General features: G+C 71.5%; 27 protein-coding genes. 18 read left to right on the top strand and 9 right to left on the bottom strand.

Features of this window, described 5'->3' with window-relative positions:
* Window positions 1-12: 12 nt before the first annotated feature.
* From kdpC to ASD90_RS24755, 4 genes are read right to left on the bottom strand one after another with little or no spacing between them, the layout of a single operon-like run.
* Window positions 13-594, bottom strand: a complete 582-nt coding sequence (kdpC, locus tag ASD90_RS16220) for a potassium-transporting ATPase subunit KdpC (RefSeq protein WP_056758762.1) — start codon at window positions 592-594, stop codon at window positions 13-15.
* Complete coding sequence (gene kdpB / locus ASD90_RS16215; protein WP_082588789.1) at window positions 591-2,768, bottom strand: potassium-transporting ATPase subunit KdpB; 2,178 nt, start codon at window positions 2,766-2,768, stop codon at window positions 591-593. The genes kdpC and kdpB overlap by 4 nt, the downstream gene beginning before the upstream one ends.
* Window positions 2,765-4,411 (bottom strand): potassium-transporting ATPase subunit KdpA, encoded by a 1,647-nt coding sequence (gene kdpA / locus ASD90_RS16210; RefSeq protein ID WP_056758759.1) that lies wholly within the window; start codon window positions 4,409-4,411, stop codon window positions 2,765-2,767. The genes kdpB and kdpA overlap by 4 nt, the downstream gene beginning before the upstream one ends.
* Window positions 4,411-4,497, bottom strand: a complete 87-nt coding sequence (locus ASD90_RS24755) for a potassium-transporting ATPase subunit F (protein WP_082588788.1) — start codon at window positions 4,495-4,497, stop codon at window positions 4,411-4,413. The genes kdpA and ASD90_RS24755 overlap by 1 nt, the downstream gene beginning before the upstream one ends.
* 101 nt (window positions 4,498-4,598) lie before the next feature.
* On the opposite strand from ASD90_RS24755, the gene ASD90_RS16205 reads away from it, so the two are divergent.
* A complete protein-coding gene (locus ASD90_RS16205; RefSeq protein ID WP_056758757.1) occupies window positions 4,599-5,345 on the top strand; it encodes an ion channel in 747 nt (248 codons plus the stop codon).
* Window positions 5,346-5,390: 45 nt separating this feature from the next.
* Here the strand turns inward: ASD90_RS16205 and ASD90_RS16200 are convergent, their stop codons facing one another.
* Complete coding sequence (locus ASD90_RS16200; RefSeq protein WP_082588787.1) at window positions 5,391-6,611, bottom strand: dipeptidase; 1,221 nt, start codon at window positions 6,609-6,611, stop codon at window positions 5,391-5,393.
* Window positions 6,612-6,639: 28 nt separating this feature from the next.
* Here ASD90_RS16200 and rimO point away from each other — a divergent pair, with 28 nt between their 5' ends.
* The 6 genes from rimO to ASD90_RS16170 are packed head-to-tail and all read left to right on the top strand — an operon-like array spanning window position 6,640 to window position 11,721.
* The gene (gene rimO / locus ASD90_RS16195; protein WP_056758754.1) at window positions 6,640-8,103 is read left to right on the top strand and encodes a 30S ribosomal protein S12 methylthiotransferase RimO; all 1,464 of its coding nucleotides are present in this window, start codon (window positions 6,640-6,642) and stop codon (window positions 8,101-8,103) included.
* Complete coding sequence (gene pgsA, locus ASD90_RS16190) at window positions 8,100-8,819, top strand: CDP-diacylglycerol--glycerol-3-phosphate 3-phosphatidyltransferase (RefSeq protein ID WP_056758751.1); 720 nt, start codon at window positions 8,100-8,102, stop codon at window positions 8,817-8,819. The genes rimO and pgsA overlap by 4 nt, the downstream gene beginning before the upstream one ends.
* 1 nt (window position 8,820) lies before the next feature.
* Window positions 8,821-9,405: a CinA family protein gene (locus tag ASD90_RS16185; protein ID WP_056758748.1), complete on the top strand. Its 585-nt coding sequence runs from the start codon at window positions 8,821-8,823 to the stop codon at window positions 9,403-9,405.
* Window positions 9,406-9,416: 11 nt separating this feature from the next.
* Window positions 9,417-9,719, top strand: coding sequence for a helix-turn-helix domain-containing protein (locus ASD90_RS16180; protein ID WP_056758745.1), 303 nt, complete (start codon window positions 9,417-9,419; stop codon window positions 9,717-9,719).
* A gap of 17 nt (window positions 9,720-9,736) precedes the next feature.
* Window positions 9,737-10,618, top strand: coding sequence for a serine hydrolase (locus ASD90_RS16175; protein ID WP_056758742.1), 882 nt, complete (start codon window positions 9,737-9,739; stop codon window positions 10,616-10,618).
* Complete coding sequence (locus ASD90_RS16170; protein ID WP_056758739.1) at window positions 10,615-11,721, top strand: dipeptide epimerase; 1,107 nt, start codon at window positions 10,615-10,617, stop codon at window positions 11,719-11,721. Before ASD90_RS16175 ends, ASD90_RS16170 begins: the two co-directional genes overlap by 4 nt.
* A 74-nt stretch (window positions 11,722-11,795) precedes the next feature.
* Here ASD90_RS16170 and ASD90_RS16165 read toward each other — a convergent pair whose 3' ends face one another.
* Window positions 11,796-13,400, bottom strand: coding sequence for a DUF3352 domain-containing protein (locus ASD90_RS16165; protein WP_056758737.1), 1,605 nt, complete (start codon window positions 13,398-13,400; stop codon window positions 11,796-11,798).
* Window positions 13,401-13,555: 155 nt separating this feature from the next.
* On the opposite strand from ASD90_RS16165, the gene ASD90_RS16160 reads away from it, so the two are divergent.
* The 4 genes from ASD90_RS16160 to ASD90_RS24395 all read left to right on the top strand — a co-directional run bounded on the left by ASD90_RS16160 (window position 13,556) and on the right by ASD90_RS24395 (window position 16,485).
* Window positions 13,556-13,804 (top strand): DUF3046 domain-containing protein, encoded by a 249-nt coding sequence (locus ASD90_RS16160; RefSeq protein WP_082588799.1) that lies wholly within the window; start codon window positions 13,556-13,558, stop codon window positions 13,802-13,804.
* Window positions 13,804-14,352, top strand: a complete 549-nt coding sequence (locus ASD90_RS16155; RefSeq protein WP_056758731.1) for an O-acetyl-ADP-ribose deacetylase — start codon at window positions 13,804-13,806, stop codon at window positions 14,350-14,352. The genes ASD90_RS16160 and ASD90_RS16155 overlap by 1 nt, the downstream gene beginning before the upstream one ends.
* 220 nt (window positions 14,353-14,572) lie before the next feature.
* Window positions 14,573-15,622 carry a recombinase RecA gene (recA, locus tag ASD90_RS16150; protein ID WP_056758984.1) on the top strand — a complete coding sequence of 350 codons (1,050 nt, stop codon included), beginning with the start codon at window positions 14,573-14,575 and terminating at the stop codon, window positions 15,620-15,622.
* 2 nt (window positions 15,623-15,624) lie between these two features.
* On the top strand, window positions 15,625-16,485 hold the full coding sequence (locus tag ASD90_RS24395; protein ID WP_235506695.1) for a regulatory protein RecX: 861 nt from the start codon (window positions 15,625-15,627) through the stop codon (window positions 16,483-16,485).
* Between the two features lie 98 nt (window positions 16,486-16,583).
* On the opposite strand, the gene ASD90_RS16140 is transcribed toward ASD90_RS24395, so the two are convergent.
* Window positions 16,584-17,189: a YceI family protein gene (locus tag ASD90_RS16140; protein WP_056758729.1), complete on the bottom strand. Its 606-nt coding sequence runs from the start codon at window positions 17,187-17,189 to the stop codon at window positions 16,584-16,586.
* 199 nt (window positions 17,190-17,388) lie between these two features.
* Between ASD90_RS16140 and miaB the strand changes: the two genes are divergently transcribed.
* From miaB to ASD90_RS16105, 7 genes are all read left to right on the top strand, one after another.
* Complete coding sequence (gene miaB / locus ASD90_RS16135; RefSeq protein ID WP_082588785.1) at window positions 17,389-18,978, top strand: tRNA (N6-isopentenyl adenosine(37)-C2)-methylthiotransferase MiaB; 1,590 nt, start codon at window positions 17,389-17,391, stop codon at window positions 18,976-18,978.
* A 42-nt stretch (window positions 18,979-19,020) separates the two neighbouring features.
* Window positions 19,021-19,635 (top strand): peptide deformylase, encoded by a 615-nt coding sequence (gene def, locus ASD90_RS16130; RefSeq protein ID WP_056758726.1) that lies wholly within the window; start codon window positions 19,021-19,023, stop codon window positions 19,633-19,635.
* A 49-nt stretch (window positions 19,636-19,684) separates the two neighbouring features.
* Window positions 19,685-20,620 carry a tRNA (adenosine(37)-N6)-dimethylallyltransferase MiaA gene (gene miaA / locus ASD90_RS16125; RefSeq protein ID WP_056758979.1) on the top strand — a complete coding sequence of 312 codons (936 nt, stop codon included), beginning with the start codon at window positions 19,685-19,687 and terminating at the stop codon, window positions 20,618-20,620.
* A gap of 111 nt (window positions 20,621-20,731) precedes the next feature.
* Window positions 20,732-21,067: a helix-turn-helix transcriptional regulator gene (locus ASD90_RS16120; protein ID WP_056758724.1), complete on the top strand. Its 336-nt coding sequence runs from the start codon at window positions 20,732-20,734 to the stop codon at window positions 21,065-21,067.
* The gene (locus ASD90_RS16115) at window positions 21,064-22,821 is read left to right on the top strand and encodes a SulP family inorganic anion transporter (protein WP_082588784.1); all 1,758 of its coding nucleotides are present in this window, start codon (window positions 21,064-21,066) and stop codon (window positions 22,819-22,821) included. The genes ASD90_RS16120 and ASD90_RS16115 overlap by 4 nt, the downstream gene beginning before the upstream one ends.
* 5 nt (window positions 22,822-22,826) lie before the next feature.
* Window positions 22,827-23,678: a diaminopimelate epimerase gene (dapF, locus tag ASD90_RS16110; protein ID WP_056758722.1), complete on the top strand. Its 852-nt coding sequence runs from the start codon at window positions 22,827-22,829 to the stop codon at window positions 23,676-23,678.
* Between the two features lie 42 nt (window positions 23,679-23,720).
* On the top strand, window positions 23,721-24,461 hold the full coding sequence (locus tag ASD90_RS16105; protein ID WP_082588783.1) for an FkbM family methyltransferase: 741 nt from the start codon (window positions 23,721-23,723) through the stop codon (window positions 24,459-24,461).
* Here ASD90_RS16105 and ASD90_RS16100 read toward each other — a convergent pair.
* Window positions 24,410-25,165: a nucleotidyltransferase domain-containing protein gene (locus ASD90_RS16100; RefSeq protein WP_056758719.1), complete on the bottom strand. Its 756-nt coding sequence runs from the start codon at window positions 25,163-25,165 to the stop codon at window positions 24,410-24,412. The two genes, ASD90_RS16105 and ASD90_RS16100, sit on opposite strands and share 52 nt — an antisense overlap.
* Entirely contained in the window at window positions 25,158-25,769 is a 612-nt protein-coding gene (locus ASD90_RS16095; protein ID WP_056758975.1) for a class I SAM-dependent methyltransferase, read from the bottom strand. Before ASD90_RS16095 ends, ASD90_RS16100 begins: the two co-directional genes overlap by 8 nt.
* Window positions 25,770-25,775: the final 6 nt, after the last annotated feature.

Raw genomic sequence — 25,775 nt, 5'->3', positions numbered from 1 at the left:
GATCCTCTCAGGTCACCCGGCGCCCGGCGCCGAGAGACGCGCGAGGGCGAGGTTGAGCTCGAGGACGTTGACCCGCGGCTGGCCCAGGAAGCCGGCGATGCGGTCCTGCGTGTGCGCCTCGACGAGGGCCTCGACCCGGGCGACGTCGAGACCGCGGGCTGCGGCGACGCGCTCGACCTGGGCGACGGCGTACGCCGGCGTGATGTGGGGGTCCAGCCCGCTGCCCGATGCGGTGAGCGCGTCGGCCGGAGCGGTCGAAGGGTCGAGACCCGCTGCCTCCGCGCGCTTGGCCACCTCGGCGTCGGGGTCCGCCCCGGGCCCGAGGTTGGTGCCACCACTCGTGTCGCCGGCATAGTCGCTGGCCGAGGGACGACCGTGGAACCACTCGTCGCCCTGCCACTGCTGGCCGATGAGGCTCGAGCCCACGACACGGCCGCCGGACGAGACGAGCGAGCCGGCGGACTGCCCTCGGGCGGCGACCTGGCCGACTCCCCAGACGACGGCGGGGTAGAGCACCCCGACCAGCACGGTGAGGACGAGCATGGCGCGCAGGCCGGCCAGGGACTGCTTGATGACGTTGGTCACGGTGCTCACATCATTCCGGGGAGGTGGCTCACGACGAGGTCGATCAGCTTGATGCCGATGAACGGGGCGACGATGCCGCCGACGCCGTAGATCAAGATGTTGCGTCGCAGCAGGGCGGTGCTGCCAGCGGGCCGGTAGCGAACACCCTTCAGCGACAACGGGATCAGCGCCACGATGATGAGGGCGTTGAAGATGACGGCCGACAGCATCGCCGACTTCGGGGTCGAGAGGCCCATGACGTTGAGGGTCTCGAGACCGGGGAAGAGCACGACGAACATCGCCGGGATGATCGCGAAGTACTTCGCGATGTCGTTGGCGATCGAGAAGGTCGTCAACGCGCCTCTCGTGATGAGCAGCTGCTTGCCGATCGAGACGATGTCGATGAGCTTCGTCGGGTCGGAGTCGAGGTCGACCATGTTGGCCGCCTCCTTGGCCGCCGACGTGCCGGTGTTCATGGCCACGCCGACGTCCGACTGGGCGAGGGCAGGAGCGTCGTTCGTGCCGTCGCCGGTCATGGCGACGAGCCGACCGCCCTCCTGCTCCTTCCTGATGAGGGCCATCTTGTCCTCGGGCGTGGCCTCGGCGAGGAAGTCGTCGACCCCGGCCTCCTCAGCGATGGACTTCGCTGTCAGCGGGTTGTCGCCCGTGATCATGACGGTGCGGATGCCCATCGCACGCAGCTGGGCGAACCGCTCCTTCATGCCGGGCTTGACGACGTCCTTGAGGTGGATGACGCCGAGCACCCGAGGTGTCTCACCCGGCAGCATCGACGCGACGACCAGAGGGGTGCCGCCAGAGCTCGCGATGCCGGCGACCTCGGTGAGGACCCCTGACGGGACGTCGCCCCCGAGGTCGGCCGCCCAGCGGCACACCGCGTCGGATGCACCCTTGCGCACGACGCGACCGTCGGGCAGGTCGATCCCCGACATCCGGGTGTGTGCCGTGAACTCCACGAAGGTGGCGCCCTGCGTGCGAGCCCCGTCCAGGCGCCGGCGCACCTGCTCGGACATGGAGGCCGCCGCAAGCTCGACGATCGACCGGCCTTCGGGTGTCTCGTCGGCCAGCGAGGAGAGGTAGGCCGCCTCGGTGACCTCGGTGTCGGCGAGCCCGGGGGCTGCGAGCAGGTCGGTCGCGCGACGGTTGCCGAACGTGATCGTCCCGGTCTTGTCGAGCAGCAGTGTCGACACGTCGCCGGCTGCCTCGACGGCACGACCCGACATCGCGAGGACGTTGTGCTGCACGAGGCGGTCCATGCCGGCGATGCCGATGGCCGAGAGCAGTGCGCCGATCGTCGTGGGGATGAGGCAGACGAGCAGCGCGACGAGCACGACGACCGACTGCTCCTGGCCCGAGTAGATCGCGAGCGGCTGGATGCCCATGACGGCGAGGACGAAGATGATGGTCAGCGTCGTGAGCAGGATGGTCAGCGCGATCTCGTTCGGCGTCTTCTGGCGGGCCGCACCCTCGACGAGCGCGATCATGCGGTCGATGAACGTCTCGCCCGGCCGGGTCGTGATCCTGACGGCGATCCCGTCGGAGAGCACGGTCGTGCCGCCCGTGACGGCCGACCGGTCCCCACCCGACTCCCGGATGACGGGAGCGGACTCGCCCGTGATCGCCGACTCGTCCACGGTGGCCATGCCCTCGACGACGTCCCCGTCACCGGGGATGACCTCGCCGGGACGCACGACGACGACGTCGCCGATCGTCAGGTCGGAGGCGGCGACCGTCTCGAGGGAGCCGTCGGCGCGCCGGCGCTGGGCCGTCGTCGTGGTCCGGGTGGCACGCAGCGTGGCTGCCTGCGCCTTGCCACGGCCCTCGGCGACGGCCTCGGCCATGTTGGCGAACAGGACGGTTGCCCACAGCCACAGGGTGATGCTCCAGGCGAACCACGAGGGGTCGACGACGGCGACGACGGTCGTCAAGAGCGAGCCGATCCACACGACGAAGACGACAGGGCTGCGCCACACGTGGCGGGGGTCGAGCTTGCGCACGGCCTCCGGGAAGGTGGCGACCAGTTGGCGCGCCAGCGTGCCGAGGGACAGGGACGCCTTACCGGGCCTGATGAGGGCCGTGCCGGCTCCGGAGCCACCTGGCTGGTGGGTCCGGTGGACGTGGGCGCCGGGGCCACGCGGGTCGGTGGCGTCGGGGGACGACGGGGTCGTCGTCTGGGACGGGGTCATGACAGTGCCTCCGCGAGGGGACCGAGGGCCAGGGCCGGGAAGAAGGTGAGTCCGGTGACGACGACCGCCACCCCGACGAAGAGGCCCGTGAACGTGGGTGTGTGGGTGGGTAGGGTGCCGGCGTTGACCGGGCGACGTCGTTGCGCCACCAGGGAACCGGCGAGGGCCAGCACGAGGACGATCGGCACGAAGCGGCCGAGGAACATGCAGAGGGCAAGGGTGAGGTTCGTGTACGGCGTGTCCGCCGAGAAGCCCGCGAACGCGCTCCCGTTGTTGTTGGCGGCGGAGGCGTACGCGTACATCACCTCGGTGAGCCCGTGCGGGCCGTTCGCGAGCATCTGCGACGACACGAGCGGCGCGACCATCCCGATACCGGTGAAGACGAGCACGAGGGCCGGCATGACGAGCAGGGCCAGGGCGGTCAGCGTGATCTCGCGGCGACCGACCTGCTTGCCGAGCAGCTCGGGGGTGCGCCCGACCATGAGTCCCGAGATGAAGACGGTGAGGACCGCGAGGAGGAGGGCGCCGTAGAGCCCCGTCCCGACGCCGCCGGGGGAGACCTCTCCGAGGAGCATCGAGAAGAGCACCCCACCGCCCCCGAGCGGGCTGAAGCTCTCGTGCATCGAGTTGACCGCCCCGGTCGACGTGCCGGTCGTGCTCGCGGCGAAGAGGGCCGACGGCCAGATGCCGAAGCGCACCTCCTTGCCCTCGAGTCCACCGAGTGGGCCGCTCCCGGCGCTCACCTCGGCCCACGTCACCACCGCGACCATGAGTCCCCACAGCGTCGCCATGAAGCCGAGCACCGCCCAACCCTGGCGCCGGTCGCCGACGAGGATGCCGTAGGTCCGCGGCAGCGAGAACGGGATGACGAGCAGGAGGAAGATCTCGAGCAGGTTGGTGAAGGCGTTCGGGTTCTCGAAGGGGTGGGCGGAGTTGGCGTTGAAGTAGCCGCCGCCGTTGGTGCCGAGCTCCTTGATCGCCTCCTGCGAGGCGACGAGCCCGCCCTGGACGACCTGTGAGCCGCCCGAGAGCGTCGTGACCTCCGTCGGCGACGTGAGGTTCTGGATGACGCCGCCGAGGAGCAGCACGACCGCCCCGACCAGCGCGAGCGGCAGCAGGACGCGCACGGTGCCACGCACGAGGTCGACCCAGAAGTTGCCGATCTCGGCGCCGCTCGAGCGGGCGAGGCCGCGCACGAGCGCCACGGCCACCGCCAGCCCCACGGCCGGCGAGACGAAGTTCTGGACGGTCAGCCCGAGCGTCTGGACGAGCGGCGACGTACCCGACTCTCCGGCGTACGACTGCCAGTTCGTGTTGGTCACGAACGAGACGGCCGTGTTGAGCGCGGTGTCGAGGTTCATCGAGGCGCCCCGGGCGAACGGCAGGACGCCCTGCAGGGCGATGAGCGCGAAGAGCAGGACGACGCCGACGACGGAGAACCCGAGGACGGCGACGGCATACGTCGTCCACCGTTGCTCGGATGCTGGGTCGACGCGGCAGAGGCGGTAGACGAGGCGCTCGACGCGCCAGTCCCGGGTGTCGGTGAAGACGCGTGCCATCCAGGTCCCGAGCGGCACGTGGACGGCGGCGAGCGCGGCGACGAGGACGGCGATGGTGAGCAGCCCGCTGGCGGTGTCGCTCATCAGAAGCGGTCCGCGTGGAGCAGGACGTGGACGAGGTAGACCAGCACGGCGACGCCGACCACGAGCAGGAGGATGGAGGTGAACATGACTCCTTCCTAAGGTCGCCCGCCGGGCACGCCGGCGCCGTTGACCGCGCGCTGACGGCTCTTGACGCGTTCTTGACGGGCCCGCCACTAGAGTCCGAGTCGTGAGTGCGTCGCTGGAGCTCTGGCCGTCATCGCCCCGCCGTGCGGGCCCCCCGTCGCGGATCGACCAGCTGCGTCGCAAGGTCAACGAGCTGCCGTGCGCCCTGCTTCTCTTCGCCCAGCTGGGTGCGCTGCTGGCCTACCCCTTCGTCGAGACGGCCACGATCGGGGACTACCGCGAGGCGGGGCGCGCGATCTTCGGCCTCATCGGCCTGCTCGTGCTCTTCCTCGCCGTGCGTGCGGTGCGGGCGACCCCCGCCCTGACGTGGGTGGCCGTCGTGCTGGGCGGACCGGTGGTGATGCTCACCGTGGCCGAGGCGTTCTGGCCCGACAACGACCCGATCGCCTTCTGGAGCGCCCTGCTGCACGCGGTCTTCTACTTCTACACGGGCTACGGGCTGCTGCGGTACATGTTCGCCGACAACTGGGTGACCCGCGACGAGCTCTATGCGACCGGGGCCACGTTCACCGTGGTGGCGTGGGGCTTCGCCTATCTCTACGTCGCCGTGCAGTTCCTCTGGCCGAACTCGTTCACCATCTACGGCGAGACGCTCCCGGGCGTGCGCACCTGGTACGAGCTGCTCTACCTGTCGATCACGACGATGACCTCGACGGGTCTGTCCGACATCTACGCGGTGACCCCGCACGCGCGGTCGTTCGTGCTGCTCCAGCAGATTGCGGGCATGCTCTACGTCGCGCTCGTCGTCGCCCGCCTCGTCGGCCTCACCATCGCCCGCTTCCGCCAGTAGGCCGGCTCGCCCACCGAGGGCGTATGCCGTGTGGCCGGGTGACGCTCAGGCGTGGCCGTCGAGCTCGGCGAACGTCCTCAGGCTCGGGGCCCGGGTGGCCTGCAGGTCGCGGGCCACGGCCTCGACGTCGCGCATGACGCGGAGGGTGTTGCCGCGGACGAGCCGCGCGACGTCGGCCTCGGACCACGACCGGTCGAGCAGCGCGGCGACGAGCCGCGGGTAGCCGCTGACGTCCTCGAGCCCGACGGGGAAGGTGTCGGTGCCGTCGTAGTCGCCGCCGATGCCGATGTGGTCGATGCCGGCGACCTCGCGCACGTGCTCGAGGTGGGCGACGACCTGCTCGATCGTCGCGTCGGGCTTCGGGTGCTCGCGCTGCCAGGTGGCGGCGAACCGGCCGAACGCCTCCCAGTCGCGGGCCTCCACCCCGACCTCGGCGGCTGCCTCGGCCGCCTCGACGCGCCAGGCCGCGGTCGCGGGCGAGACGAACTCGGGCACGAAGGTCACCATGCACACGCCGCCGTTGGCGGGCAGCTCGGCGAGCACGTCGTCGGGCACGTTGCGGGGGGTGTCGCACAGGGCCAGGGCCGAGGAGTGGCTGAAGATGACCGGTGCGTCGGCCGTCTCGAGGGCGGCGCGCATCGTCGTGGCGGCGACGTGGCTGAGGTCGACCATCATCCCGAGTCGGTTCATCTCGCGGACGACCTCGCGGCCGAACTCGCTGAGCCCACCGACGACGGGCACGTCGGTCGCCGAGTCGGCCCACGGCGTGTTGTCGTTGTGCGTCAGGGTCAGGTAGCGCACCCCGAGCACGTGCAGGAGCCGGAGGGTGCCGAGCGAGCAGCCGATCGAGTGGCCGCCCTCGGCGCCGAGGAGCGAGGCCACACGGCCCGACGCGCGGGCGGCCTCGACCTCGTCGGCGGTGCGCGCGAGTGCCAGCCGGTCGGCATACGTCCCGATCATCCGGTGGACGCCGTCGACCTGCTCCAGCGTCGCGGTGACGGCGGAGTCGCCCTGGAGGGTGCTCGGCACGAAGACCGACCAGAACTGCGCGCCGACCCCGCCCTCGGCCAGGCGCGGCAGGTCGGTCTGGGTCGTCGTGAGGCGCTGGGCGATGTCGAGGGCATCGAAGTCGTAGCCGGTCTGCTCCCGGGCCTCCCACGGGAGGTCGTTGTGCCCGTCGACGAGCGGGTGCTCGCGGAGCAGCTCGCGCGCCCGCGTGAGGAGGTCGTCGTGGCCGTGGGGGGCGGTTCCGAGCATGTCGGCCATTGAACACCCCGGCATCTAGAGTGGACGCATGACCCCTCCCCACCCGAGCGCCGACAAGAGCGTCGCACTCGTCACCCTCGGGTGCACGCGCAACGAGGTCGACTCCGAGGAGCTGGCCGGTCGGCTGCTCGCGGAGGGCTGGCGTCTCGTCGACGACGCGGCCGAGGCCGACGTCGCCGTCGTCAACACGTGCGGCTTCGTCGAGCAGGCCAAGAAGGACTCCATCGACGCCCTGCTCGAGGCCTCCGACCTCAAGGGCGACGGCGGTCGCACGCAGAAGGTCGTCGCCGTCGGCTGCCTGGCCGAGCGCTACGGCAAGGAGCTCGCCGACCAGCTGCCCGAGGCCGACGCCGTGCTCGGCTTCGACTCCTACCGCGACATGAGCGCGCACCTGCAGACGATCCTCGCGGGCGGCCACGTCGAGAGCCACACGCCCGGCGACCGCCGCACGCTGCTCCCACTGACCCCGGTCGAGCGCCAGCAGGGCTCCCTGTCCGTCGCGCTGCCGGGCCACGGCGACGCGACCGACGTCGACGTGCCGACCCCCGCGTCCGGCCCGCGGGTCATCCGGGCCCGTCTGGACGGGCGTCCGTGGGCTCCGCTCAAGATCGCCTCTGGCTGTGACCGGCGCTGCTCGTTCTGCGCCATCCCGATGTTCCGGGGGGCCTTCCTCTCCCGGCGCCCCGCCGACGTCGTCGCCGAGGGCCGCTGGCTCGCCGAGCAGGGCGTCAAGGAGCTCTTCCTCGTCTCCGAGAACTCCACGAGCTACGGCAAGGACCTCGGCGACCTCGCGCTGCTCGAGAAGCTGCTCCCGGAGCTGACCGCGATCGAGGGCATCGAACGCGTGCGCGTCTCCTACCTCCAGCCGGCCGAGATCCGCCCGGGTCTGCTGCGTGCCATGGCCGACACCCCCGGTGTCGTGCCCTACTACGACATCTCCTTCCAGCACGCGTCCGAGCCGCTGCTGCGCTCGATGCGCCGCTTCGGCTCGCGCGAGGCCTTCCTCGACCTGCTGGCGCGGGTGCGCGCCGACGCACCAGAGGCCGGCATCCGCTGCAACGTCATCGTCGGCTTCCCCGGCGAGACCGTTGCCGACCTCGACGAGCTCGAGGCGTTCCTCACCGAGGCGCGGCTCGACGTCGTCGGCGTCTTCGGCTACTCCGACGAGGACGGCACCGAGGCCGAGGGGTATGCCGGAAAGCTGGCTCCCGAGGTCGTCGCCGAGCGCCTCGACCGCTTCACCCGTCTCGTCGAGGAGCTCAACGCCCAGCGCGCCGAGGAGCGCGTGGGCGAGCGGGTCCTCGTCCTCGTCGAGGAGATCGACGATGAGGAGGGCACCGTCATCGGGCGGGCCGACTTCCAGGGCCCCGACGTCGACGGAGTCACCATCGTGCACGTCCCCGAGGGCGCTCCGGCCCCTCAGGTCGGCGACCTCGTGCCGGCCGTCGTCGTCGGCACCGAGGGGATCGACCTCGTCGCGGAGCCGCGATGACGCCACAGACGTTCCACCGGGGGGAGGGGCCGGCGCCCCGACCGACCGACTGGAACCTGCCCAACGCCCTGACGGTCCTGCGCTTCCTGCTCGTGCCCGTCTATGCCGTGCTGCTCTTCCAGGACGGCGGCAACGAGCCCTGGTGGCGCTTCTGGGCCTGGGTGGTCTTCGCGCTCGCGGCCGTCACCGATGGCGTCGACGGCAAGATCGCGCGCCGGCGCGGTGAGATCACGAACTTCGGCAAGGTCGCCGACCCCATCGCCGACAAGGCGCTGACGGGCACGGCCTTCATCGGGCTGTCGCTCCTCGGCGTCGTCTGGTGGTGGGTGACCGTCGTCATCCTCGTCCGCGAGATCGGCATCACCGTCCTGCGTTTCGTCGTGATCCGGCACGGGGTCATGCCGGCAGGCCGGGGCGGCAAGCTCAAGACGATGCTCCAGACGTTGTCGCTCGGCGCCCTGACCTTCCCGCTCTGGGTGCTCCCGTTCGGCGACGCCTGGCTGCTGGCGGCCTACGTCGTGCTCGGGGCGGCCCTCGTCATGACGGTCCTCAGCGGCATCGACTACGTCTTCAAGGCCGCGCGACTGCGCGAGACGAGCGAACGCACGCTCACGCGGCGGGCAGCGCGTGCCGCCGCCCGTGACGCGAGGTCAACGACGCCGGGCAGCTCGTCCGGCGACGCCGCACCCCCCGAGCGGACGGCGAAGCGGGACTGACGTGGACGACGTCACCGCGGCGCCCGGGGCGCGGCTCGTGGCCATCCTGACCGAGGCCCACGAGACCCTCGCCTGCGCGGAGTCGCTGACGGCCGGCCTCGTCGCCGCCACGGTGGCCGACACCCCCGGAGCCTCCGCGGTGCTCCTCGGTGGGGTCGTGGCGTATGCCGCCGAGGTCAAGACGGCGCTGCTCGACGTCCCCGCCGACCTCGTGGCCCGCGTGGGCACGGTCGACCCCGCCGTGGCCGCCTCGATGGCCGAGGGCGTACGCCGTCGGCTCGGATCCACGTGGGCCCTCGCGACGACCGGTGTGGCCGGGCCGGGGCCGTCCGAGGGCAAGCCCGCGGGCACGGTCCACGTGGCCGTGGCGGGGCCGTCGGGAACAGTGACGCGTGCCCTGGAGTTGAACGGGACCAGGGCCGAGATCCGGTCGGCGACCGTCGACGCGGTGCTCCGGCTCGCGGTGGAGGAGACCGGCGCCACGCGCCAAACACCTGCGCCGCCGTGGGACCCTCGGGGTACGGTAGGGCTGTCGGGTCACCCCGACGGTGGGTCCGCCCCCGAACGCACGACACCAGCGACCTGAAGGAGGACGGCATGACGACACTGTTGCGACGCGAGCTCGGTGACGTCCTCCGTGAGCGCCGGCGCGCCCAGGGCCGCACCCTCCGCGAGGTCTCGGCGACGGCGTCGGTCTCCCTCGGCTACCTCAGCGAGGTCGAGCGCGGCGAGAAGGAGGCCTCGTCCGAGCTGCTCGCCTCGATCTGTGGGGCGCTCTCGCTCCCGCTGTCGCAGGTGCTCATCGACGTGTCCAGTCGGATGGCCGAGAGCGAGGGCCTCGCCCCGACCGTCTCGCTGCCCGTCCCGACGAGCGACGTGGTGTCGGCCTCCGCCGCCTGATCGTCTACCGTGCTGGGGTGGCCAGCCCCTTCTCGGACCTCGACTCGCGTCTCGACCGGGCCGTCGCCGCCCCTGAGGACTCCGGCTCCTCGACCCCGCCTACCGCGGTGTCGGTGTGGCTGGGCGACCTCGACGGCCGGCCCCGCTACGAGCACGACGCGCTCGCTGCCCACTACGCGGCATCCACCATGAAGCTCCCGCTCGTCATCGCGGCCTTCCGACGCGTGGTGCGCGGCGAGCTCGACCTCGACGCGCCCGTCACGGTCACCGGCAGGTTCGCCTCCGTGCTCGACGGCTCCCCGTTCGACCTCGACGAGTCGGATGACCAGGACCCGTCCACGTGGTCCGCGGTGGGCGGCACCCGCACGCTGCGCGAGCTCGCCGAGCAGGCCATCACCCATTCGAGCAACATCGCCACCAACCTGCTCGTCGACGTCGTCGGCCTGGCCGAGGTCGCCGAGGTGCTGCGCATCGTCGGCTGCTCACCGGCCACCGTCGTCGGACGCGGCATCGAGGACGCCGCGGCCCGGGCGGCGGGCATCACCAACACCGTGACCGCGACCGACCTCGGGCTCGTCATGGCCGCCGTCGGCCGCCGCGATCCGGCTCTCGGCGGTGAAGCGGTGCTCGCCCCCGTCGAGGAGCTGCTGGCCCGTCAGACGCACGTCGACCAGGTGCCCGCAGGCCTGCCGCCGGGCACCGCGACGGCGAGCAAGTCGGGCTGGATCCCGGGCGTCTCGCACGACGTCGCCCTCGTGCGGCCCGAGGGGGAGGAGGCCTTCGTCCTCGCCGTCTGCACGACGATCGACCTCGACGAGACCGAGGCCGCCGTCTACGTCGCCGGCATCGCCCGAGAGGTCTGGCGGGCCGAGCACCCGACCGAGGAGGAACGAGCATGACCGTGGTCGAGCAGGTCACCACGACGACCTCGTCCGTGCCGCTCCACACGCCGTTCGTCACGGCCCTGCGCCGCACCGAGACCACCGACACCGTCGTCGTCACCATCACCGACAGCGACGGTCGCACGGGCTGGGGCGAGGCGCCGCAGGTGTGGCAGGTGACGGGGGAGTCGCTGGCGAGCGCGACCGCCTGCATCGAGACGATGCTCGCCCCGGCCGTCGCGGGCCACCGGCTCGACGACCGTGACGACCTCGCCGCTGCAGCTGCCCTCGTCCAGCGGAGCGTGGCCCGCAACTTCGGCGCCAAGGCGGCGGTCGACGCGGCTCTGCACGACCTCGTCGCCCAGGCGGAGGGCACCTCGGTCGCTGCGCTGCTCTCCGCACGGCCGGACGGCATACGCGAGGTGCTGACGACCGATGTCACCCTCTCGGCAGGTGCCGCCGACGCCCTCGCCGACACGGCCCGCGCGCGGGTGGCCGACGGCTTCCGCACCCTGAAGATGAAGGTCGGCACCGACGCGAGCACCGACGTGCAGCGCGTCGCCTCCGTCCGCGATGCCGTCGGACCCGACGTCGCCATCCGGCTCGACGCCAACCAGGGCTGGACGCGCGAGGAGGCCGTCCAGGTCATCCGTGCGCTCGAGGTCGCCGACCTCGGGGTGGAGTTCGTCGAGCAGCCCGTCGTGGCCGACGACGTCGAGGGCCTCGCATGGGTGCGCGAGCGCGTCGGGCTCCCGGTCATGGCCGACGAGTCGTGCTACGGCCCGTTCGACCTCGAGCGGATCATCCGCCTCGGAGCGGCGGACCTCGTCAACGTCAAGCTCGCCAAGTGCGGCTCGCTCGCCGTGGGCCGCGACATGCTGCGCCGTGCCCACGAGGTCGGCCTGCGCACCATCGTCGGCTCGATGATGGAGAGCCACGTCGGGGTCGGCGCCGCGGCGGCACTCGTGGCCGCCGAGCCGACCACGGAGGTGAGCGACCTCGACGCAGCCTGGTGGTCGGTCAGATCACCCGTCATCGGTGGAATCGCCTACTCCGGCAACGAGATCCGGGTTCCGTTGACTGGTGGTCTCGGGATCAGCGGGTTCGTCGACCACGGCTGACCGCAGCCGACCACGTCCCATCCGCCGACGAAGGGCCCCGCCGGAGCGGGGCCCTTCGTGCGTTTCAGACGGTGTCAGTCGCCCAGCACGCGCAGCGTGAACGAGCCCTCACCGTTGCCGGTGTTGGTGGCGGTGAAGCCGACGGCACGCAGCGACTCGAGGAACGACTTGGCCTCGCCGTGCACGTCGCCCTTGACGATGGCGTCGACCTTGTCGAGGTCGACGAAGAGCGTCGCGGTGGCGTTGCTGACGTCACCGACGGCGAGCTTGAACGTGTCGCCGTCGCCGAGCCTGCCGCCCGACTTGAGGTCGTCGGCGTAGTCGGGCGTCGTGGCCACGAAGACCTTGTCGCCCTCGACCTTGTGGGTCAGCACGTCGCTGCCCACGCCGGCCGACTCCATGAGACGACCGACGAGCTCGTCGGCGCGCTTGGCGTCGCTCGAGACGACCTTGGCCCCGAGGACGGGCACGTCGGACTTCAGGTCCTGCTCTGGCATCGCCAGGGTGAAGGACCGGCCGAGGAGCACCTTGAGGTCGTCGGGCAGCTTGAGACCGAGCTGCTGCTCGACCTCGCCGATCGGGTCGGACCCACCGCCGGAGGCGGCCAGGCTCTCGACCTGCTTCTTCAGCTGGGGCCAGGCCGAGTCGAGCATCCGGTCGGCACCGGAGATGCTGAGGGCGGCCATCGTGTTGGCCGGCAGCGAGGCCACCTCGCTGCCGTCGCCCTTGGCCGACGTCGTCGCGTCGGCGCCGCGCACGACCCCGGCCATCTCGACGTAGTCGGCGTCGAACCGCAGGGCGGTCGCGAAACGACCCTTGGCCGAGGCCAGGGCGCTGGTGTCCACGCCCGTGGTGCCGCCGCTGAGCTTCTGGATCTCCTTGAGGCCCGTGCCCATGTCGAACCACGCCGACATGACTCCCTGCTCGCCGAGCGCACCCATGTCGCCGGTGAAGGCGGCGTTCTGCGCCAGTGTGCCCTTCTGCGCCGCCGCGAGTGTGGCGTCACCGACGCCCGTCGGCGTGATGATGGCGTAGCCGTCCGTCATCCGCAGCTCGGTGTCGGAGCCGCCCTTGTCGCACGCGAAGAGCTTGGTCAGGGTGTCCTTGGCCGCGGACTCCTCCTTGACCTGGATCGCGATGGCGACGTTGGGGGCGTCCGCCGTGCCACCGGGCCGGATCGCGGCACCGACGCGGTCGCCGAGCCACGGCGCGATGTCGTTGTCGTAGCTGAACTTCGCGACGCAGTCGCTGCTCGCGTCCTTCGAGGCGAGCTCCCACAGCCTCTTGCGCGGGTCGTCGCTGCCGAGCGTGTCCTTGACCTGGGGCAGCTTTCCCAGGAAGCGCACGGCCGCGATCTTCTGGCCGGCCGAGGGGTCGATGTCGAGACGGAGGTAGGCGTACGCGTCGCCCGGGAGCACGTCGGCCGGCTGGGAGCCACCGCCGCTCAGCGTCTGGAAGGCGAACGCACCGGCGCCACCGAGGACGAGGGCGGTGACGACGCCACCGACGAGCAGGCCCGTCCGCTTGCGGCCACCGGAGGCCGGCGGCTGCGGGTCGTCGGAGAGGCCGACCTCGCCGGGTAGGGTCTCGGGTGCCCCTGCGGGCGTCGGGTAGGTGTAGGGCTGGCTCGCCCCGGATGTGGGTCCGGTGGACCCGGTGGACCCGGTGGGCTCGGTCATGGTGTCTTCCCCTGAAGAGTCGGTGTGGCCCGCGGCTGCGCGCGGGACGAGAGGACGATACCGGCAGCGCCGGACGTGCGCGGCCGGTTGCGGCAATGCTCCGACGACGGTTTCGCGCGGAACGGTTCCGGGGTCACGGGTGGCACACTGCTGTGGTGCGGATCAGCCACTTCTGGACCTTGATGGACGACGAGTTCGGCCCGGCGTATGCCGGGTCGCTCGCCCGCGACCACGTGCTGGGCGCGCTCGGCAACCGCACCGTCGTGCAGGCGCTCGCCGACGGCGAGCCGCCGCGCTCCGTGTGGGAGGCGCTCTGCACCGACATGGACGTGCCACCGGAGCGACGGCTGGGCCGTGACACCCGCGTCGCCCGGGGTGCCCAGGGCGGTCAGGCCGGTCGCTGATGCCGTCGCGGCTCGAGCCCGGGCTGTCGCGGATCGTCCTGCGGCGTGGTGACATCACCGCCGACGCCTCGGCCGACGCCATCGTCAACGCCGCGAACCGGTCCCTGCTGGGCGGGGGTGGTGTCGACGGCGCGATCCACCGGGCGGCCGGACCCGCCCTGCTCGCCGAGTGCCGTCTCCTCGGCGGGTGCGACACCGGTGACGCGAAGATCACCGGCGCCGGGCTGCTTCCGGTGCGGCACGTCATCCACACGGTCGGTCCGGTCTGGCGCGGGGGAGCGCACGGTGAGCCGGGTCTGCTGGCGAGCTGCTACGTCCGGTCGGTCGAGGTCGGCGCGGCCGCGGGCTGCGCGGTGCTCGCCTTCCCGGCCATCTCGTGCGGGGTCTACGGCTACCCGCTCGACGCGGCTGCGCAGGTCTCGGTCGAGGCGCTGGCCACCGCCTTGACGCAGCACGCGGACGTGCGCGAGGCGCGGTTCTGGCTCTTCTCGGAGGAGGCGTACGCCGCCTTCGACCGGGTGCTCGCGCAGCTCGGAGCGACACGCTGACGCCATGACCGGCGTGTCGTGCCGACTTCGAACACCTGTTCGGTAGTGTTCTCCACAGGTGCTGCGCCACCACCCGCATCGTCCACAGGCCGTCTCGTGGTCCCACCCGATGTCGGCGCCGGCACCTAGCGTCTGACCCGACAACGGATCTCGCAGCACGAGGCCGTGGCCCGGGTCGAAGGTAGACGACCGCAACGCAGACGGCAGATAGGTGACCGACATGGCTTCGGTGCAGGAAAAGGACAAGGACAAGGCCCTCTCCTCGGTGATGGGCCAGATCGAGAAGAGCTACGGCAAGGGCGCGGTGATGCGCCTCGGCGACGACATCCGCCCGCCCATCGAGGTCATCCCCACCGGGTCGATCGCCCTCGACGTCGCGCTCGGCATCGGCGGACTGCCCCGCGGGCGTGTCGTCGAGATCTACGGCCCGGAGTCCTCGGGCAAGACGACCGTCGCCCTCCACGCGGTCGCCAACGCGCAGAAGGCCGGCGGCATCGCGGCGTTCATCGACGCGGAGCACGCGCTCGACCCGGACTACGCGAAGAAGCTCGGCGTCGACACCGACGCCCTGCTGGTGTCGCAGCCCGACACCGGTGAGCAGGCGCTCGAGATCGCCGACATGCTGATCCGTTCGGGAGCCATCGACATCATCGTCATCGACTCCGTGGCGGCGCTCGTGCCCCGTGCCGAGATCGAGGGCGAGATGGGCGACAGCCACGTCGGCCTGCAGGCGCGACTCATGAGCCAGGCGCTGCGCAAGCTGACCGGTGCCCTCAACAACACCGGCACGACCGCGATCTTCATCAACCAGCTCCGCGAGAAGATCGGCGTCATGTTCGGCTCCCCGGAGACGACGACCGGTGGCAAGGCGCTGAAGTTCTACGCCTCGGTCCGCCTCGACGTGCGTCGCATCGAGACCCTCAAGGACGGCACCGAGCCCGTCGGCAACCGCACCCGCGTCAAGGTCGTCAAGAACAAGGTCTCCCCGCCGTTCAAGCAGGCCGAGTTCGACATCCTCTACGGCCACGGCATCTCTCGTGAGGGCGGCATCATCGACATGGGTGTCGAGCACGGCTTCGTTCGCAAGGCCGGTGCCTGGTACACCTACGAGGGCGACCAGCTCGGTCAGGGCAAGGAGAACGCCCGCAACTTCCTCAAGGACAACCCCGACCTCGCCGACGAGATCGAGAAGAAGGTCAAGGAGAAGCTCGGTGTCGGGCCGCGCGTCGACCAGCCCGCCGAGGTCTCGGACGTGCCCGTCGACTTCTGATCATGGGTCTCTCCGAACAGGAGACCGCACGGGACCGCCTGGCTCGCGCCGCGGCCGCCCTGGCTGAGGCCGAGGGCGTCGCCGGGGTGCGGGCCGGCGGTGCGTCGGGCGCGGAGCGGCAGGAGCCCATAAGCCGAGCGGCCGACTCGACGCGGTCGGAGCCGCCGACCTGGGCTGCCGTCCGCCCGGACGCCGGCACGGCGGGCTCGGGTGGCGGCTCGGGTGGCGGCTCGGGTGGCAGCTCATCGATGCGATCCGTCGGCTCCGACCGGCGTGGTCGCGGGCGCGCGAAGCCGCGCTCGGGCTGGGGGTCGGACGACACGGGGGAGCGGCCCGACTGGGCGCCGCCTCCGGAGGACCCCGAGGTGGCGGTCTCCGAGGCCGACGCCGAGTCGGTGGCCCGTGCGATCGTGCTGCGACAGCTGAGCATGGCGCCGCGCAGCCGCGCCCAGCTCGAGAAGAAGCTGCGTCAGCGCGGCTGCGACGACGACGTGGCGGCGACGGTGCTCGACCGCCTGACCGAGGTCGGCCTCATCGACGACGAGGCGTATGCCCAGATGCTCGTCCGCGCCAAGCAGTCGGACAAGGGCCTGGCGCGGCGCGCTCTCGCCCACGAGCTGCGCAAGCAGGGCATCGACCAGGAGATCGCCGACGAGGCGCTTGGTCAGGTGGGTGCCGGTGACGAACGGCTGCGGGCTGAGCAGCTCGTCGCCAAGAAGCTGCGGTCGATGCGCGGTCTGGCGCCCGACGTCCAGACCCGACGTCTCGCCGGGCTCCTCGCCCGCAAGGGCTACTCGGGTGAGGTCGCGTGGCCCATCATCCGCGACGCCGTCGACGGGCTGCCGGAGCACCGACGGGACTGACGGGCAGGGCCGTCGGGCTCGAGACCCCGGGGGACGCCACGAGGGGGTGAGGACCGTGCGGTCCTCACCCCCTGGGGTGTGCTGTGGTGCGGTGCTGCTCAGACCTCGGCGGGCACGTTGGCGATCGCGGAGACGTCGAACTCGAGCTTGACCTTCTCGCTGACGAGCACGCCACCGGTCTCGAGGGCCGCGTTGAACGAGAGGTTCCACTCGGTGCGGTCGATGGTGACGTCACCCTCGAAGCCGACGCGCGTGTTGCCGAACGGGTCCTTGGCCGAACCGGTCTCCTCGAAGGGGATCGTGACGGACTTGGTGACGCCGTTGATGGTCAGGTCGCCGGTGATGTCCCACTCAGCGCCGTCGCGCTCGACGTTCGTCGAGACGAAGGTGATCTGCGGGTAGGAGGCGATGTCGAAGAAGTCGGGGGTCTTGAGGTGACCGTCGCGCTGCTCGTTGCCGGTGGTGACGCTCGCTGCCTGGATCGTGACGGTGACCGAGGAGTTGGCCGGCGTCACGGTGTCGACGTGGGCGGAGCCCTCGAACTCGTCGAACTGGCCGCGGACCTTGGTGACCATCGCGTGGCGGGCCGAGAAGCCGATGCGGGTGTGGCTCGGGTCGATCGTGTAGTCGCCGGAGATGTTCTCGACGGCGACCGAGGGGGTCTCGGAGACGGTCTCGTCCTTGGTGCGGTTGAACAGGCCCATGATGTGTGTCCTTCGGAGTAGGTTATTGAATCTTCAACAACTATGTTGCACCCAAGTTGTTGAACTGTCAAGCAATGTCGTCAACAGGACCACCCTGCCGCCTATTCCCCCGTCTCGCGCGCTGGGATCGACGACGGATCCGGCCACGCTCCGCACCCGGCCGCGGGAGCCCGCTGCACGACGTACCCTTGTCGGTGCCATGACAACGCAGAACTTCGCGCCCACGCCCGCCACCGAGCCCGCTGCCCATGCCGAGCCGCTCGGGGCCTCCGGCACGGCCCGGACCTACGACGTCCGCACCCACGGGTGCCAGATGAACGTCCACGACAGCGAGCGTCTCGCCGGCCTGCTCGAGACGGCCGGCTACGTCGACCTCGCCAGCCTGCCGGCGGGGGAGCGGCCCGACGTGGCCGACGTCGTCGTGTTCAACACGTGCGCGGTGCGCGAGAACGCCGACAACAAGCTCTACGGCAACCTCGGCCAGCTGCGCCCCGCGAAGCAGAAGAACCCGGGCATGCAGATCGCCGTCGGCGGCTGCATGGCCCAGAAGGACCGTGGCACCATCGTCCAGCGCGCCCCGTGGGTCGATGTCGTCTTCGGCACCCACAACATCGGCTCCCTGCCGGCCCTGCTCGACCGGGCGGCCCACAACAAGCGGGCCGAGGTCGAGATCCTCGAGAGCCTCGAGGTCTTCCCCTCGACCCTGCCCACCCGCCGTGACTCGGCGTACAGCGCCTGGGTCTCCATCTCCGTCGGCTGCAACAACACGTGCACCTTCTGCATCGTGCCGAGCCTGCGGGGCAAGGAGCAGGACCGTCGCCCCGGTGAGATCCTCGCCGAGATCGAGGCGCTCGTGGCCCAGGGCGTCGTCGAGGTGACCCTGCTCGGCCAGAACGTCAACACCTACGGCGTCGAGTTCGGCGACCGGCTCGCGTTCGGCAAGCTGCTCCGCGCCTGCGGCGAGATCGAGGGACTCGAGCGCGTGCGCTTCACCAGCCCGCACCCGGCCGCCTTCACCGAGGACGTCATCCTCGCGATGGCCGAGACGCCCAACGTCATGCCGAGCCTGCACATGCCGCTCCAGTCCGGCTCGGACAAGGTGCTCAAGGACATGCGCCGCTCCTACCGCAGCGCGAAGTTCCTCGGGATCATCGAGAACGTCCGCCGGCACATCCCGGATGCGGCGATCACGACCGACATCATCGTCGGCTTCCCAGGCGAGACCGAGGAGGACTTCCAGGGCACGCTCGACGTCGTGCGCGAGTCCCGCTTCTCCAGCGCCTTCACCTTCCAGTACTCCATCCGCCCCGGCACGCCGGCGGCGACGATGGACGACCAGGTCCCCAAGGTCGTCGTGCAGGAGCGCTTCGAGCGACTCATCGCCGTGCAGGAGGAGGTCAGCTGGGCCGGCAACCGTGCCGTCGAGGGCCGGGAGGTCGAGGTGCTCGTCGCTCCGTCCGAGGGCCGCAAGGACCTCGAGACCAAGCGCCTGTCGGGTCGGGCCCGCGACAACCGGCTCGTCCACTTCGCCGTCCCCGAGGGTGCCGAGGTGCCCCGGCCCGGTGACATGGTCACCGTGCAAGTCACCTACGGCGCGCCGCACCACCTCGTCGCCGACTCGGGCCTCGAGGGCAGGACGTATGCCGTCCGCCGCACTCCCGGTGGCGACGCCTGGGCCGCGCTCCAGGACGCGCCGCAGGGCACCGGAAAGCCGGCCGTCAGCCTCGGCATGCCGTCCATCGGACGGCCGGCTACCCCGGCAGTGGCGCCGGGCTGCTCTGTCGTCTGAGCCGATTCGGGCCAGCACCTTCCCTCGTGCTTGACTTGGCGCATGAGCGTGCGACCCATCGTCATCACCGGTGAGCCGGTCCTGCACCGGGCCGCGGCCCTCGTCACCGACTTCGACGACGACCTGCGCACCCTCGTCGAGGACATGTACGAGACGAACGTCGCCGCCAACGGCGTCGGCCTCGCGGCCCCCCAGGTCGGGGTCGCTCTGCGGGTCTTCATCTGGAAGATGGGCAACGAGGACGGCGTGCCCGAGCAGGGGCACGTCATCAACCCCACCGTCACCACCTCGAAGATCCCGCAGGAGCGGCCCAACCCCGACGAGGAGACCGAGGGCTGCCTCTCGGTGCCCGGTGAGGCCTTCCCCCTCAAGCGCGCCGACCGCGCCCACGTCATCGGCTTCGACGTCGACGGCAACCGCATCGAGTTCGATGCGACCGGCTGGTTCGCGCGCTGCATGCAGCACGAGTACGACCACCTCAACGGCACGCTCTACGTCGACCGCCTCGACGACCGCCAGTCGAAGAAGGCCCGCAAGGCCGTCAAGCGCAACGGGTGGGGCAAGCCCGGCAACTCGTGGCACCCGGGTGTCGACCGTGACCCGTTCGGGCACGACGAGGACGACAACGACGAGCACGCCGACGAGCTCATCGGCTGAGCAGCCAGAGATCGTGACGGCCACGTCCCGCACCGGCCCGGTGACCCTGGTGCCTGAGAGGGCTCTCCGGGGCGACGTGCCCGTCGTGGCGGTCGTCGGGCCGACCGCCACGGGCAAGTCCGACCTGGCCCTCGACCTCGCCGAGCGGCTCGGAGGCGAGGTGGTCAACGCCGACGCCATGCAGTTCTACCGCGGCATGGACATCGGCACGGCCAAACTGCCCGTGGCCGAGCGCCGCGGCATCACGCACCACCAGCTCGACGTGCTCGACGTGACCGAGGAGGCGAGCGTCGCCGGCTACCAGGCTGCGGCGCGCGCGGACATCGCCGCCATCCGTGGTCGGGGCCACCGACCGGTTCTCGTCGGCGGTTCGGGGCTCTACGTCCGCGCCGCCCTCGACCGGCTCGAGATCCCGCCGACCGACACCGGGGTGCGGGCACGCCTCGAGGCAGAGGCCGAGGTGGTCGGTGCCGACGCGATGCACGCGCGGCTGCTCACCCTCGACCCGCGGGCGGCCGCCGTCATCCTGCCCGGCAACCGGCGCCGCGTCATCCGTGCCCTCGAGGTCATCGAGCTCACGGGCCGCCCCTTCAGCGCATCGATGCCGACGCGTGAGTTCGTCTCTCCCGCAGTGGTTCTCGGCCTTCGAGTCGACCGCGACCTTCTCGTCGAGCGCATCGACCGGCGGGTCGAACGCATGTGGGAGGAGGGGCTGCGCCACGAGACCGAGACCCTGCTCACGCACGGCCTCCGTGACGGGGTCACCGCGAGCCGGGCGATCGGCTACAGCCAGGCCATCGCCGTCCTCGACGGCGCGATCGACGAGGCCGCGGCACGCAGCGACACCGCGCAGGCCACGCGCCGCTACGCCAGGCGACAGGAGTCGTGGTTCCGCCCCGACCCGCGCATCGTCTGGATCGATGCGACCGACGGTGACCGCGCACGCGTTCTCGACGAGGCGCTGCGCGTCATCCGGACTACGTGACCGGGGGCGGACCCCACGAATCAGCGAGGGTCCGGCTGGCCGGCGTTCGCGCGTGATCTCAAGACTTGATAAAGTGTGCAACTGACAAAGTTCGCATCGAAGGGTCGTCCCGTGAGCGTGCCGCTCTACCAGGCAAAAGCAGAGTTCTTCAAAACCCTCGGCCACCCGGCGCGCATCCGCATCCTCGAGCTGCTCTCGGAGCGCGACCACGCCGTGCATGAGCTCCTCGACCGCATCGACATCGAGCCGAGCAGCCTGTCGCAGCAGCTCGCCGTCCTGCGGCGCACGTCCCTCGTCACGTCGGCACGGGTCGGGGGTGAGGTCGTCTACTCGGTGAGCGTGCCGGAGGTCCGCGACCTGCTCCTCGCGGCCCGGCGCATCCTCTCCGGCATCATCGCCGTGCAGGGAGAGCTCGAGTCCGAGCTGAGCCCGACGGCCACCTCATGACGGTCGAGCTCAACGCGGCGGGCGCGCGGGCGTGGACCGTCCAGCAGTGGCGGCGCGTGCGGGGTCTGGCTCCGCGCCGGTCCGACTGGACCTCGGTCCGGCTCGGCAGGGACCTGCCCGCCGGTCTCATGGTCGGCCTCGTCGCGCTGCCCCTCGCGCTCGGCTTCGGGGTGAGCTCCGGGATGGGCGCCACGGCAGGACTCGTGACGGCCGTGGTCGCCGGAGCGGTCGCAGCGATCTTCGGAGGCAGCAGGGTCCAGGTCAGCGGGCCGACCGGCGCCATGACCGTCGTCCTCGTCCCGATCATCGCCGCCCACGGCACGAACGGTGTCCTCGTCGTGGGGCTCATGGCCGGCGTCATCCTCATCGGGCTCGGCTACGCCGGTGTCGGCCGGTTCATCCGCTACGTGCCGGTGCCGGTCGTCGAGGGCTTCACCGTGGGGATCGCGGCCATCATCCTGCTCCAGCAGGTTCCCGCAGCCCTGGGCGTGCGCGCCACAGGGGAGAAGGTGCTGGGCCAGGCGCTGGGAGCGGTTGGCGAGTGGGCGTCGCACCCGCACTGGCCCTCGGTCGTCGTGGCGGTGGCCGTGGTGGTCAGCGTGCTCGGGCTCGCACGTCTGCGCCCGGGCCTGCCGTGGGCACTCGTCGTCGTCGTGCTGGCGATCGTCGCCAACTCGCTGCTCGGCCTCGGGATCGCGACCATCGGCACGATCCCGGCAGGCCTGCCGGCTCCCTCCCTGCCGTCGATCGTCTTCTCCGACCTCAGCTCGATGCTGCTGCCCGCTGTCGCGGTGGCCGCCCTCGCCGCTCTCGAGAGCCTGCTGTCCGCCACGGTGTCCGACGCGATGAGTGTGGGCCAGCGACACGACTCCGACCGTGAGCTCGTCGGCCAGGGCCTCGCCAACCTCGCCGCGCCGCTCTTCGGCGGTATCCCCGCCACCGCAGCCATCGCCCGCACTGCGGTCAACGTGCGTTCGGGCGCGGTGTCACGACTCTCCGGTGTCACGCATGCCGCCGTGCTCCTCGTCATCGTCCTCGTCGCCTCCCGGTGGGTGGCGGAGATTCCCACGGCGGCCCTCGCCGGGGTCCTCATCGCGACGGCCGTGCAGATGGTCCGGGTCTCGAGCCTGGGCGCGCTCCTGCGCTCCTCCCGCGGCGATGCCGTCGTGCTGATCGGCACGGCCGCCGCCACGGTGCTGCTCGATCTCGTCATGGCCGTGCTCCTCGGACTCGTCATGGCCGGCTTCTTCGTGCTGCGACAGGCGGCCGGCTCGGCCCGGCTCGAGGAGGTCCCCCTCGACGCAAGTGACCACGCCGACGAGGAGCTCGCGTTGCTCGACGAGCACATCGTCGCCTACCGCATCGACGGGCCGATCTTCTTCGGCGCCGCCCACGACTTCCTCCTCGAGCTCACCGAGGTGAGCGACGTGCGCGTGGTGGTGCTCCGGATGTCGCGCGTCACCGTCATCGACGCCACGGGCGCCACGGTGCTGGCCGACACGATCTCGCGGCTCGAGGGACGCGGCATCTCGGTGCTGCTGTCCGGCGTGCGTCCCCAGCACGAGCGGATCCTGCGCGAGCTCGGGGTCTACGAGGGGCTGGCCCACGAGAAGCACCTCTTCGGGACGACCCCGGCCGCGATCGAGCACGCCCGCGCCCACGCCGCCCGGGTCGCGCACGACCCGGGCGACAGCCAGCCCCACGGCGATCCGAGGGACCCGGCGAGCCCGGGCCGGCGGCATACCGGAGAATGACTGACATGACGCGTTTCACCAAGGGCCACGGCACCGAGAACGACTTCGTCCTCGTCCCCGACCTCGAGGGCTCGCTGGAGCTCACGCCCGCCCAGGTGCAACGCATCGCCGACCGCCACGCGGGTCTCGGCGCCGACGGCGTCATCCGGGTCGTGCGCACGGCGCTCTCGACCGACGAGGCGGTCCGGGCCCAGTCGCGTGAGGCCGAGTGGTTCATGGACTACCGCAACGCCGACGGCTCGCTTGCCGAGATGTGCGGCAACGGCACGCGCGTCTTCGCCGACTACCTCCGCCGTGAGGGACTCGCCTTCGGCTCGACCTTCACCATCGCGACCCGCGCCGGCGTCAAGACGGTGCGCGTCGTCGACGAGGGGTACGCCGTCGACCTCGGTCCGTGGCGCCTCGGCGACGAGGAGGCCGCGCGCCGCGACGGTTTCGACGTCATGGTGCGACCGCACCACGGCAAGCCCGTGCCGGCGCTGACCCTCGACCTCGGCAACCCGCACGCGGTCGTCATGCTCCCCGAGGGCATCTCCCTGGAGAACCTCGACCTCGCCGAGGCGCCCGAGCTGCACCCCGAGCCGGCCGACGGCTCCAACGTCGAGTTCGTCCGGGCCGTCGGGCCCGGGCACATCGCCATGCGGGTCCACGAGCGCGGTGTCGGCGAGACGCGCTCGTGTGGCACGGGTGCGGCCGCCGCGGCCCTCGCCACGCGCTTCTGGTCCGGCGTCGAGGACCTCAGCCCCTGGACCGTCGACGTGCCCGGCGGGCGCCTGACGGTCACGCCGCTGCCCGGTCAGCGGGTCGAGCTCGCGGGTCCCGCGGTCCTGGTCGCCGACGGCGACTTCCCGCTCTGACCGTTTCACCCCGAATGGCGCCCGTCGCGAACTAGGGTGCGGATGTCCGGGAAACCGACCTCTGGAGCTGCAGTGGCGCTCGCCTCCTACCTCACGCGGCACGACATCCGTGCCGCGGGCGAGGGTCGTGTGCTCGCCTTCGAGCCCGATGCGGCCAACCGCGCACGACTCGAAGGTCACGTCCGGCTCAACGACCTGTCCAACGTGGTCGTCCACGACCACGGGCTGTCGGACACCGAGTCGGAGGTCGCGATGGTGCGACCTGTCGCCTCGAACTCCGGCATGACGCGCCTCGCCCTGCCGGGGGAGACGCCGGACTTCTCGATGGGGGTGCGACGACTGGACGACGTGCTGGACGGCGACGAGACCCCGCCCGTGTCGGTCATGAAGATCGACGTCGAGGGCGCCGAGGTCGCGGTCGTGCGCGGCGCAGCCGACCTCATCGCGCGCGACCAGCCGTACGTCGTCTTCGAGGAGAACGACGCCGCGTGCGGTGCCCATCTGGCCGACGCGCACGGCTACCGGCTGTCCCGGATCACCCAGGACGGCTACGTCGACCGGGCCTCCACGGCGGCGCAGCGCGACGACGCCATGGCGCCCAACGTGCTCGCCGTCCCGCCGGGGGGCCTTGCCGCCGCAGCTCCCCCGTCCCGCCCAGATGTGGGACCGGCTGCGGCAGGACCGCACCGGCGCCCGTTCGAGGTGAGGCGTCTGCCGGCCGGCTCTCACGATCACGTCGACCGGTCGGCAGGAGCTCCGGGGTCGTTGCCCGCAAGCCGGTGACCCTCGAAGAGCGGACCGCCGTTGCGGGCCAGCACGTCGTCGGCGAAGCCGAGCAGCAGCGACACGTCGCCCGCCGCCGCGGTGACGAGGGCCCGCTCGTGCCGCGCGCGCCAGTCGGTGCCGTCGCGCTCGTCCAGGTCGGCCAGCTCGCGCGCCACCCACTTGCCCCGACCCCACCAGTGACCGGCCCCGTGCAGCAGCAGGTGCGCGGACTCCTCGGCCAGCAGGGCCGAGCTGACGAGACGCTCATGGGCGTCGTGCGCGTGCGTCACGTCGTCGAGGAGGTCGGTGACGGCATACCGCATCGACGCGAGGTCGTCGCCGGTGAGCGCGGGAGGTCCCGCAGCCAGCAGCATCCGCGCCGTCTGCTGCCACTGCCCGCCCGAGCCGTCGGTATCGGTGAGCACGACCGACCGCCCGACGAGGCGCGCCATGGTGGGACGCCCTCCCTCGGCGTCGCGCCGCACGTAGTGGCCGAGGGACGTCTCGGTGTGCACGAACAGCTCGACCGGCCAGCCGCGGTAGCGGCGTGAGTCCCGGAACGGCGCCGGCGGCCCCTGGAGCAGCACGGTGACGTCGAGGTCGGAACCCGGCGTCGCCGAACCGAGGACGACGCTGCCACCCAGCCAGGCGGCCCGGGCCTCGGGGAACCACTGCGCGACGAGCGCCCGGGCGTCGGCCACGGCTCCCCGCACGTCAGGCACGGCGCACCTCGAGGATGCGGAAGGCCTTCGCCGACGACAGACGCGTGCACCTCAGACCCCAGCCCTGCTCGTTGATCCACCGCTGCAGCGAGTCCGACCCCAGGTGCTTCTGGACGACGAGGTGAGCGACGCCGTCGTCGGCCAGCCGGGGGAGCCAGCGCTCCAGGAGGGCGTGCAGGGCGGGCTTGCCGACGTGGATCGGCGGGTTGGACCAGATCGTGGCGAACCGCACGTCGTCCGGCACGTCGTCGGGCTCGCAGAAGGTGGTGTTGTCGAGACCGGCCGACTCGGCGTTGCGCCGTGACAGGTCGAGGGAGCGGCGGTTGACGTCGACGCCCCAGACCCGGGCGCCGGGGGACCGCAGGGCGAGCGTGAGCGAGATCGGTCCCCAGCCGCAGCCGATGTCGAGGAGGTCACCGGTAGGGCTCGGGTCGGGAGCCCCGGAGAGCAGCACCGCCGTGCCCGGGTCGAGGCGGTCGGGGGAGTAGACACCCCGGGCCGTCGTCACGGCGAACCGGCGCCCGTCGAGGGTGACCTCGATCGTCCGTCGCTCCTCCGGAGTGGCCGGTTCGGCGGTGAAGTAGTGGTCGGTCGGCTCGCTCATCACGGT

The sequence above is a fragment of the Terrabacter sp. Root181 genome, from assembly GCF_001428505.1.
Classification (GTDB): Bacteria; Actinomycetota; Actinomycetes; order Actinomycetales; family Dermatophilaceae; genus Terrabacter.
This window is presented reverse-complemented; position numbering and strand designations above follow the sequence as displayed.

Excerpts from the sequence above, each read along its gene's own strand:
- miaB (WP_082588785.1), top strand. The coding sequence starts at position 17,389 with ATGACAACGCAGAACTTCGCGCCCACGCCCGCCACCGAGCCCGCTGCC.
- ASD90_RS16165 (WP_056758737.1), bottom strand. The coding sequence starts at position 13,400 with ATGACCGAGCCCACCGGGTCCACCGGGTCCACCGGACCCACATCCGGG.
- ASD90_RS16155 (WP_056758731.1), top strand. The coding sequence starts at position 13,804 with ATGCCGTCGCGGCTCGAGCCCGGGCTGTCGCGGATCGTCCTGCGGCGT.
- ASD90_RS16180 (WP_056758745.1), top strand. The coding sequence starts at position 9,417 with ATGACGACACTGTTGCGACGCGAGCTCGGTGACGTCCTCCGTGAGCGC.
- dapF (WP_056758722.1), top strand. The coding sequence starts at position 22,827 with ATGACGCGTTTCACCAAGGGCCACGGCACCGAGAACGACTTCGTCCTC.
- kdpB (WP_082588789.1), bottom strand. The coding sequence starts at position 2,768 with ATGACCCCGTCCCAGACGACGACCCCGTCGTCCCCCGACGCCACCGAC.
- pgsA (WP_056758751.1), top strand. The coding sequence starts at position 8,100 with ATGACGCCACAGACGTTCCACCGGGGGGAGGGGCCGGCGCCCCGACCG.
- ASD90_RS16115 (WP_082588784.1), top strand. The coding sequence starts at position 21,064 with ATGACGGTCGAGCTCAACGCGGCGGGCGCGCGGGCGTGGACCGTCCAG.
- def (WP_056758726.1), top strand. The coding sequence starts at position 19,021 with ATGAGCGTGCGACCCATCGTCATCACCGGTGAGCCGGTCCTGCACCGG.
- rimO (WP_056758754.1), top strand. The coding sequence starts at position 6,640 with ATGACCCCTCCCCACCCGAGCGCCGACAAGAGCGTCGCACTCGTCACC.
- ASD90_RS16140 (WP_056758729.1), bottom strand. The coding sequence starts at position 17,189 with ATGGGCCTGTTCAACCGCACCAAGGACGAGACCGTCTCCGAGACCCCC.
- ASD90_RS16200 (WP_082588787.1), bottom strand. The coding sequence starts at position 6,611 with ATGGCCGACATGCTCGGAACCGCCCCCCACGGCCACGACGACCTCCTC.
- ASD90_RS16095 (WP_056758975.1), bottom strand. The coding sequence starts at position 25,769 with ATGAGCGAGCCGACCGACCACTACTTCACCGCCGAACCGGCCACTCCG.
- kdpA (WP_056758759.1), bottom strand. The coding sequence starts at position 4,411 with ATGAGCGACACCGCCAGCGGGCTGCTCACCATCGCCGTCCTCGTCGCC.
- ASD90_RS16170 (WP_056758739.1), top strand. The coding sequence starts at position 10,615 with ATGACCGTGGTCGAGCAGGTCACCACGACGACCTCGTCCGTGCCGCTC.
- ASD90_RS24395 (WP_235506695.1), top strand. The coding sequence starts at position 15,625 with ATGGGTCTCTCCGAACAGGAGACCGCACGGGACCGCCTGGCTCGCGCC.
- ASD90_RS16105 (WP_082588783.1), top strand. The coding sequence starts at position 23,721 with ATGTCCGGGAAACCGACCTCTGGAGCTGCAGTGGCGCTCGCCTCCTAC.
- ASD90_RS24755 (WP_082588788.1), bottom strand. The coding sequence starts at position 4,497 with ATGTTCACCTCCATCCTCCTGCTCGTGGTCGGCGTCGCCGTGCTGGTC.
- recA (WP_056758984.1), top strand. The coding sequence starts at position 14,573 with ATGGCTTCGGTGCAGGAAAAGGACAAGGACAAGGCCCTCTCCTCGGTG.